7 protein-coding genes and 1 pseudogene are annotated in these 8,619 nt (G+C 73.0%); 3 read left to right on the top strand and 5 right to left on the bottom strand.

The features are described 5' to 3' along the window. Nucleotides 1-345, top strand: a pseudogene (locus tag LXN57_RS35675) (SPFH domain-containing protein); the annotation flags it as partial. Nucleotides 346-397: 52 nt separating this feature from the next. On the opposite strand, the gene LXN57_RS35670 reads toward LXN57_RS35675, so the two are convergent. From LXN57_RS35670 to LXN57_RS35660, 3 genes are all read right to left on the bottom strand, one after another. Next, the gene (locus LXN57_RS35670) at nt 398-1,219 is read right to left on the bottom strand and encodes a TrmH family RNA methyltransferase (RefSeq protein ID WP_438872952.1); all 822 of its coding nucleotides are present in this window, start codon (nt 1,217-1,219) and stop codon (nt 398-400) included. Next, nucleotides 1,216-1,803: a dihydrofolate reductase family protein gene (locus LXN57_RS35665; RefSeq protein WP_251802632.1), complete on the bottom strand. Its 588-nt coding sequence runs from the start codon at nt 1,801-1,803 to the stop codon at nt 1,216-1,218. Before LXN57_RS35665 ends, LXN57_RS35670 begins: the two co-directional genes overlap by 4 nt. 70 nt (nt 1,804-1,873) lie before the next feature. Further along, nucleotides 1,874-2,539 (bottom strand): hypothetical protein, encoded by a 666-nt coding sequence (locus LXN57_RS35660; RefSeq protein ID WP_251802631.1) that lies wholly within the window; start codon nt 2,537-2,539, stop codon nt 1,874-1,876. A 148-nt stretch (nt 2,540-2,687) separates the two neighbouring features. Between LXN57_RS35660 and LXN57_RS35655 the strand changes: the two genes are divergently transcribed. Together LXN57_RS35655 and LXN57_RS35650 are read left to right on the top strand one after the other, a co-directional pair. Continuing rightward, nucleotides 2,688-3,824, top strand: a complete 1,137-nt coding sequence (locus tag LXN57_RS35655; RefSeq protein WP_251802630.1) for a MalY/PatB family protein — start codon at nt 2,688-2,690, stop codon at nt 3,822-3,824. A gap of 1,844 nt (nt 3,825-5,668) precedes the next feature. After that, nucleotides 5,669-6,832: an FAD-binding oxidoreductase gene (locus LXN57_RS35650; RefSeq protein WP_251802629.1), complete on the top strand. Its 1,164-nt coding sequence runs from the start codon at nt 5,669-5,671 to the stop codon at nt 6,830-6,832. A 14-nt stretch (nt 6,833-6,846) separates the two neighbouring features. On the opposite strand, the gene LXN57_RS35645 is transcribed toward LXN57_RS35650, so the two are convergent. Together LXN57_RS35645 and LXN57_RS35640 are read right to left on the bottom strand one after the other, a co-directional pair. Continuing rightward, a complete protein-coding gene (locus tag LXN57_RS35645) occupies nt 6,847-7,257 on the bottom strand; it encodes a cupin domain-containing protein (RefSeq protein ID WP_251802628.1) in 411 nt (136 codons plus the stop codon). Then, the gene (locus LXN57_RS35640; protein WP_507185057.1) at nt 7,254-8,561 is read right to left on the bottom strand and encodes a MurL-like N-terminal domain-containing; all 1,308 of its coding nucleotides are present in this window, start codon (nt 8,559-8,561) and stop codon (nt 7,254-7,256) included. Before LXN57_RS35640 ends, LXN57_RS35645 begins: the two co-directional genes overlap by 4 nt. Between the last annotated feature and the right edge of the window lie 58 nt (nt 8,562-8,619).

Below are 8,619 nucleotides of genomic sequence, written 5' to 3'. Positions count from 1 at the left end.
CCGCAGATCGCGAACGGCACCGCCAACAAGGTGTGGATCGTTCCGACCGAGCTGACCAAGGCCCTCGAGGGCATGGGTGGCGCGCTGGGCGGCCTGGCCAACATGGCCGGCGACATCCCGAAGGCGTCGGTCGACTCGGCCGCCGTCGAGCGCGAGGCCGTCGAGGCCGCCGAGGCCGCCGCCGCCGAGGCGCAGAAGGTGAACGACCAGGTACGCGTCGCCGAGGCCCAGGTCAGCGGCGACCCGGACAAGACGGCGGCCCTGCCGGCCCCCGAGCCGATCCCGCCGTCAGCCGCCCTGGGCGGCGCCGACTACAACGGCGTCGTCGACCGCGAACGCGCCTGACGCTCGCTCCTCGAACGGCCGGCTCCCTTCACGGAGCCGGCCGTTTCGCGTTTCAGACGTCCGGGTCGTCGCGGCCGAGTTCCCAGAAAGCGACGGCGGCCGCGGCGGCGATGTTGAGCGAGTCGACGTTGCGGCGCATCGGGATCTTGACGGGGACGTCGCTGGCGGCGAGCGCGTTCTTTGACAGGCCGGGGCCCTCGGCGCCCAGCAACAGCGCCGTCTTCGCGCGCTGCGCGTCGGTGAGCCGCTGGAGCGGCACCGCCCCGGGATCCGGAGTCAGGGCCAGGACGGTGTAGCCGCTCCGCCGGAGCAGTTCCAGGCCGTCGGGCCAGGGCTCCAGGCGTGCGTACGGCACGGCGAACACCTCGCCCATGCTGACCCGCACGCTGCGGCGGTAGAGCGGGTCGGCGCAGGTCGGTGAGAGCAGCACCGCGTCGATGCCGAGCGCCGCCGCGCCCCGGAACACGGCGCCGATGTTGGTGTGGTTGTTGACGTCTTCCAGGACGGTGACGCGCCGCGCGGAGGCGATGACGTCTTCGGCCGTACGCAAGGGGACGCGGTGGAACGAGGCCAGCACCCCGCGGTGAACGTGGAAGCCGGTGGCCTTCTCGAGCACGGCCGGGGTGGCCGCGTAGATCGGGGCGTCGCCGGGCAGATCGGCGATCTGGTCGGTGCGTTTCTCGTCGATCAGATAGGACCGCGGCCGGTAGCCGGCCCGCAGCGCGCGGCGCAGCACCAGCTCGCCCTCGGCGATGAACAACCCGTTGGGCGGTTCCCACTTCGTGCGCAGTTCCAGATCGGTCAGGGCGCGGTAGTCGCCGAGCCGGTCGTCGCCGGGATCGGTGATCAGGTGGACCTCGGGCACGGCGCTCAGTCGACCCGGTAGGTGAGGTGGGTGGCGTGGCCGGACGCCCGCACGTGGATCTGCCGGAGGCGGCGCGGCGTGGCCCCCTCGAACAGCTTGGTGCCGCCGCCGAGCAGCACCGGGGCAAGATGAAGCCGCAGCTCGTCGACCACGCCGGCCTCGATCGCGCCCCGGACGGTCGCGCCGCCGCCCATGATGACGACGTCGCGGTCGTCGGCCAGGGACCGGCCCTTCTCGACGGCGCTGGCGATGCCGTCGACCACGAAGGTGAACCTGTCGGCCAGGCGGACCTCGGCCGGCGGGACGCGGGTGACCACGAGGACCGGTGGCTGCGCGGCCAGGCCGGCGCCATAGCCCACCTCGTCGTTCCAGCCGTCGGGGCCGTCGACCACATCGAACAGGGCCCGGCCCATGACGACGGCGCCGGTGGCGTCGGTGCTCTCGGCCAGGACAGTCTTGTCGATCGCGTCGCCCTCGAACGCCCAGAGGTGCAGCGCCTCGCCGCCGAGGCCCAGACCCTGCCCGGGGCCGGGCTCGGGGCCGGTCACGAACCCGTCGAGCGACACCGAGATGTCGGCGACCACCTTGGCCATGGCAGCTCCTTCCACCAGGCCCCGGACGTTCCCGGGACTGACTGCGAGCATGCCACTGGGGTACGACGATTCAGTGCTTGGGGATGAGCCGTCCGCCCGTCCAGGCCAGGCCCGTGCCCGCGGCCAGCAGCAACAGCGCGCCGACGGTCGGCAGCGGCCGCTGCGCGTGAGCGCCGGCGCCGATCGCCGCCGCGGCCAGCATGAGCAGCACGCCGTCGGCCGGGTTGACCAGCTTCGAGCGGAAAACGGCCCAGCCCAGCAGCACCCAGCCCACCCCGACGGCGGCGGTGGCGCCCACCTCGACCAGGCGCAGCTGGTCGGCGTCGAGCGGGGAGCCGGCGGCCACCGTGCCGGCCGGCAGGGCGGCCAGGGGCAGGGTGACGGCAATCCCGGCCAGGCCGAGCAGCAGGCCGAGCAGCGCGGAACGGCGGGTCCGGGACCCGGCGAGCAGACCGGCCAGGGCGATCATGGCGATGGCGGCTAGCCAGCCGGCGGCCACGGTCACCAGGAGCGGGCCGGGCGGGGTGTCGATGCCCAACGTCGTCCAGCCGTGCAGCAGGGCCGCCGCGGGCAGCGCCCACAGGGCCAGACGGGCGTAGCGGCGCACGCTCCAGACCCACACTGCTTCGCGTACGGGAAGAAGGTGTTCCGTGTCCGCCGTGCCGGCGCTCCCGACCCAGGCGGGCGCAACCCGCAGCGGTCGGCCGCTGGCCGTCTGACGGTGGCTGATGCTCATGGCTCCGCCTCGCGTGGCTCAAGTCGAGCGGCTCGGGGGCAACCGTCGGGATCCTGGGTGCAGCCTTCCAGAGCGCCGCCGGCCGCGCAGCGAATTCACAGAAACCCGCCACCGGGAAACTGTCGGAGGGGCACGCGAAGATGTCGGCATGACCGCAGAACTGACCGTCCCCGCCCTCGCCGAACTCCGCCTGCGGCGCAGCATCAAGTGGCGCAGGTTCCCGGGCGACGTGCTGCCGCTCTTCGTCGCGGAGACCGACTATCTGCCGGCCCCGCCGGTCGCCGCCGTGCTGAGCGAGGCGGTCACCCGCGGCGACATCGGCTATTCGACGCCCGGCCCCGAGCTCGGCAAGGCGTTCGCCGGTTTCGCCGGGCGGCAGTGGGGCTGGGAACCCGACCCGTCCCAGGTCACCCAGGTCACCGACGTCGGGGTCGGGGTGGTCGAGCTGCTGCGCCGCCTGGTCCGCCCCGGCGATCCGGTGGTGATCAGCCCACCGGTCTACCCGCCGTTCTTCGACTGGGTGCCCGAAGCCGGCGGACGCGTGGTCGAGGTGCCGCTGACCGGCACGAAACTCGACCTGGCGGCGCTCGAGGCGGCCTTCGCCGCGCATCCCGCGGCCTACATCCTGTGCAACCCGCACAACCCGGTCGGCCGGGTGCACACCGCCGACGAACTGTCCGAACTCGTCCGGTTGGCCGGCCTCTACCACGTGCCGATCATCAGCGACGAGATCCACGGCGCGCTGGTGCTCCCCGGGGCGACGTTTACCCCGTTGCTCTCCGTGCCTGGCGCGGCCGAGGTCGCGCTGGCCGTGGTCTCCGCCAGCAAGGCCTTCAACCTGGCCGGCCTCAAGTGCGCGGCGATCGTCAGCGCCTCCCCACGCATGGCCCGCGTGGTCGACGGCCTGGCCGTCGAGGTCACCGAGCGCACCGGCCATCTCGGCGTCCTGGCCGCCGTGGCCGCCTTCACCGAGGGCGACGCCTGGCTGAGCTCGCTGATCACGACGCTGGCGGCCCGCCGCGACCAGTTGTCGTCGCTGCTGGCCACCCAGCTGCCGGCGCTGCGCTGGGTGCCGCCCGAGGCCACCTACCTGGCCTGGCTCGACGCCTCGGCGCTGGGCCGCGACGCCGAACCGCGCGACCGTTTCCTGACCGAGGCCCGGGTGGCCGTCGAACCCGGCACCAGATTCGGCGCGGCCGGCTCGGGCTTCATCCGCCTCAACTTCGCCACGAGCCCCGAAATCCTGACCGAGGCGGTGACCCGCATGTCCACCCTCTCCACCTGACCACCCCTCGACCGCGAGCTGCCGGCCCTTCGCAGCAGAGGCGTGCCCACGTCGCGTTGCCTCACGGAGCGCTGCCCCGCGTCGTCGGATCCAGGCGGCGTTGCCTCGGGCGGTCCTTTCTCGTGACGGCGCCCGCGTCGCTATGGGGTAGGCCGGCGGGAGCGCTGTCTCGGCGGTAGCGCGGTCGTCGCCTTGGGGTCGGTGGGCGGGTGCGCTGTCTCGGCGGTAGAGCGGCGCGGGCGCGCGTCCGGAAGTACGGTTGAAGTGGCCGATGGGGTCCGCGAAGCGGGGGTGTTCCAGTGTCGTCCGGATCGGGCTCGGGTTCCGCCGCCGACCAGCATCTGCTGGCTCTGCTGCGGGCGATCCGCCTGCGTCAGGCCGCTCCCGACGCGGTGGCCGCCGGCATCGCCGACACGGTCGAAGCCCTGCGCGACCATGCCGGGGCGGCCCACCCTCAGCAGCAGCTGCCGACCGGCGAGCCCCACGAAGCTCTGCCGCCCGGCGAGCCCCACGAAGCTCTGCCGCCCGGCGTTTCCCGGCCCGGGCTGCCGGCTGCCCCTTCCCACTACGACGATCAAGCCGCCACCGGCCAGTCCGTGCGGCCGCGCTGGGCCACACCCGCCGCCGGCCGCGGCGCTTTGAACCGGCCGGGAGCCGCGGGGCTGCCGGGCGCGGATCGAAGCGCCACTGACGACCCGTCGGACAGCGGCCTTGAGGGTCGGTCCGAGGCGGCGCAAAGCGGTGGTGACGGCCGGCCTGTCTCGGACCTGGCTGGTGGGTCTGTGGCGCCGGGCGTTGGGGCGGCCTCCGCAGAGCGTGTCGCGCAGGCCGAAGAAACTGGGCCTGCGCCCGGGCGCTCCTTCTGGGACAGGCGTTCGGTGCGGGCTGTGCCGCCGGGCCTGAAAGGGGAGCCGCCGGGATTGAAAAGGGAGCCGCCAGGTTTGAAAGGGGGGCCCTCGACGGCGGAGCCCGGTCTGCGTTCGGGCGGGGAGGGCGTTGGGCCGTCGGGGAGCGCGCGCAGCCGGGCGTGGATGCCGGCGATCGATCCTGCGCGGAAGCGGCCGGCTTCGGCGCTGCCGCCGGGACCGGTTGACGCTGGTGCGATCACGGACGCCACCGCTGGGGATCTCGCGTCCGGGCTGTCATCGATGACGCCGGCGGAAGCCCGGCGATACATCGAGGCGTTCCGCGTGGCCGGCGCGGTGTCGCTGTCGTCCGGGGAGGCTCGGCTGTTGGCTGAGGCGTTGCGGGTGGCTGGCTCGGCTGGTGGGGTGTCGCTGTCGTCCGGGGAGGCTCGGCTGTTGGCTGAGGCGTTGCGGGTGGCCGGCTCGGCTGGTGGGGCGTTGATGACGCCGGAGGAGGCTGGGCGTTATGCCGAGGCGCTCCGGGAAGTGGGTTTGGCCGGGAGCGCGCCGGGGACAACGGACGGTGTCGGGCGTTCTTCGGAGGCACGTGGTGGCGAGCGGGCGCCGGATCACGGGGACGGTGGCGGCGGCGCGCGGCTCGGAGGCGTGGAGCGTACGGGAGAAGGTTCGGCGGCGGTGACGCCGGACGAGGCGGGGCGTTTCGCCGACGTCGAGGCGGTGGGGCGGCCCAGCCGGAACCAGTTCGCGGGGCTGCCGGTTCGGCGGGTGGAGAGTGGGGTTCGGCCGGTGACTGAGCCTTGGGCGCCGGAAGGGCCTGAGGTGGAGGCTGGACCTCGGCCCGAGTGGGCCGGCGGGGGCCGCGTACGGGATGAAGGTGGGTTTTTGCGAGGCGAAGGTCAGCGGGAGGGCGCCACGCGGGCAGCGGGAGCGCCGGCGCCACGGTTGCCGGGGTTTGATCTGCCGCACGTCATGCCGCCGATGGTGTCGCGGAGCCGGGGCGCGGGGGACGGGATGGACCCGGCCGACGATGCGCTCCTGCGGGAGACGCAGCGGCTGCTCAGCACGAGTCTGACCTTCGCGGGCGGGCCGGTTGAGGTGGCCGAGCGGTTGCGGGCCGCTTTGATGCAGGCGCATCCGGGGCTGATGGCGGCGCTGCCGGGCGGGCCGTCAACACATGCGGCTCAGCTCGCGCGGGCTCTGACCTGGCTGGTTCACCACCTCGACCGGCCGCCGGTGCTCGTCGAGGGCACGGGGCGGCTGGGGGCAGCGCTGGCCGCGTGCGGAGTCGAGCCGGGGCAGATGCGTCTCGTGGGGGCGGCGCTGGCCGAGGCGATGCGGGCCGGCATGGCGCCGGGGCAGTGGCGGCAGGATTTCGATCTGGCCTGGCGGTCCACCTGGCAGCACGTGTTCGAATGGATCTCCCACGGCGCGGCGCGGGCCGCCTACGACCCGCCGGTGTGGGACGCGACCGTCGTCGCGCATGAACTGCGCCGGCCCGACCTGGCTGTCGTGCGGTTGCGGCCGGATCTGCCGATGCCGTACCGGCCGGGGCAGTACGCGCGCGTCCAGGTGCCCGAGCTGCCGGCCGTCTGGCGGCCCTATTCGCTCGCCGGGGCGCCTCGCCGGAACGATCTCGTCGAGCTGCACGTCCGCGCCAAGACGACCTCGGGCGTGAGCGGCACGTTCGTTCACCGGACCCGCGTCGGCGACCCGGTGCGCATCAGCCGGGCCGAGGGCGGGATGACCCTGCCTTCCGACCCCGGCCGCAACCTGCTGCTGATCGCCGGCGACACCGGTGTGGCTCCCCTGAAGGCCCTGTTGATCGAGCTGGCCGACACCGGGGACCCGCGTTCGGCGGTGCTTTTCTGGGGCGTCCGCAATCTCGGCGAGCTGTACGACATCGACGAGATAGCCGCGGCTGCCGGCGCCGCCCGCCGGGCCACCGTCGTGCCCGTGATCTCCGAAGGGGACCCCGGCCCGTACGCGTCCGGCCTGGTCACCGACGCTGTGGCGGCCTACGGCGAGTGGTCCGACCACGAGGTCTACCTGGCCGGCCCGCCCTTGATGCTCGCCGCCACCAGCCTGGCCCTGCAACAGCTGGGCGTGTCCCCGGACCGCATCCACCACGACCCACCGGAATAGCCCGCCACCCGGCTCTATTCCGGTGGCGGAACCTTGTAGCCGGCCACCGAGGGCCAGCGGACGGTCAGCACGACCGTGTCTTCCTCCTCGGCCAGCCAGGAATGGTCTACCCCTCGGCCCCAGACGACATAGTCGCCGGGCTCGGTGAGGACCACCGTCCGGTCGGGGAACTCCATGTGGAAGCGGCCCTTGATCAGCACCAGCAGGGCCGTGCGCTGCTCGCCGGTCACCCACTTGGCGCGGCGGTCGCCCTTGGGATGGCGGCCCCACTTGATCTCGACGTCGGCGCTGTGCCGCGGGTCGTCGGCCGGGCGGAAGTGGCCGAGCAGCCAGCCCTGCTCCTCGGGCGCGTCGAGGTCGGCCTTACCGACGTAGACGGCACCGGGTTCGGCGTTGTGCCTGGTCACGGTGTCGTACTCGGTCACAGGGCGTCGGTCAGGATCTTGGCGTAGGCGGCCGGGACGTAGGTGGGGCCGCCCGGGGTCAGGACGTCGTCGCGGCTGGCGGCGGCCCACGCTTCGGCGGGGACGGCCGAGCGCAACGCCACCAGGACGGGGGCGTCGTCGTCGAGCATGGAGAGGGCCACCAGCGACTCCTCGACCTCGCCGACGCACTCGAAGGGCTTGTGGGCGTCGATGCCCAGCAGCTCCAGGAAGCCGGGGACCTGGGCCTCGTCGGCGAAGAGGTCGTGGCCGAAGATCTTGTTGAGCCGGGCTCGGGGCATGGCCGGGGCCATCGCCAGGTAGACGAAGCGGCACTTCGGGCAGTCGCCGCACCAGCGGACGGTCGGATCGTGCAGCTTGAAGGCCTTGTTGCAGCTCGTCACCACGTCGTCGTACTGGGTGTGACGGGCGAACAACTGCGCGATGTGCAGCTCGGACAGCGAGCGCAACAGCGAGAAGTACGGCTCGGTGAGCCCCGCGTGGGTGGTCACCGCCGTACGCAGCAGGCCCTCGGCCGCGACACCCTTGGACCACTGGTGATTGACCTCGTGACCGTTCCAGATCAGATTGGGGTCGGACGCCGAGCGCTCGTTGGACATCACCACCGGGCCCAGGCCGTGCCAGACCGCGGTGGCGATCGCGATCAGCGAGTTGATCGCGGTGACCGGGATGTGGCCGTTCAGCGCGCCCGCCTTGTTCAGCTCGAACAGGCGTGGGTCGAGCCGGCGGCGCGCGGCCGGCGAGGGCAGGCCGGAGGCGGCGTTCACGTTCTGGATCACCGGGTTGGGATTGACCGAGAACGGCACCGGGTCGAGCCCGGCCGCGCGCAGGATCTCCAGGGTGACGATCGAGTCCTTGCCGCCGCCGACCGCCGACAGGGGCCGCCCGTGGCTGTTGTCGACCGGCTCGGCCGGTTCGACGTCGCCGTCCGGCACCTCGACGACCAGGGACAGCACATGCGGCAGCTGGTTGCGGTAGGCGTACTCGGCCAGGCCCTGGGTGTAGATCGCCGTGAAATAGCCGGCCACGGCGGGCGCCACCGGCCGGGGCGCGACGACGCGGGCCGGTGCGCCGACCTTGTAGTAGCTGACCCCGGCCACGACGTGCAGAAGCTCGAGCACGCGGGAAAGCGCTGCCGGGACCGCGCGGTCACCCGGCGGAACGGGCAGCGTGATCGTCTCGGTGAAGCGCAGCGGTTCCGGGCCGTCGAGCACGTAGTCGAACGTCGCCACCCCGGTCGTGGGGTCGAACGCGTACGAAGGGAAGCGCATGACGTCGAACTGCACCCGGGAACTCCTGTCTGAGGGCCGACCGGCAATACTAATGCCACTCGTCGAAGGGAAA

It is taken from the genome of Paractinoplanes hotanensis (assembly GCF_023717965.1).
GTDB lineage: Bacteria > Actinomycetota > Actinomycetes > Mycobacteriales > Micromonosporaceae > Actinoplanes > Actinoplanes polyasparticus.
This window is presented reverse-complemented; position numbering and strand designations above follow the sequence as displayed.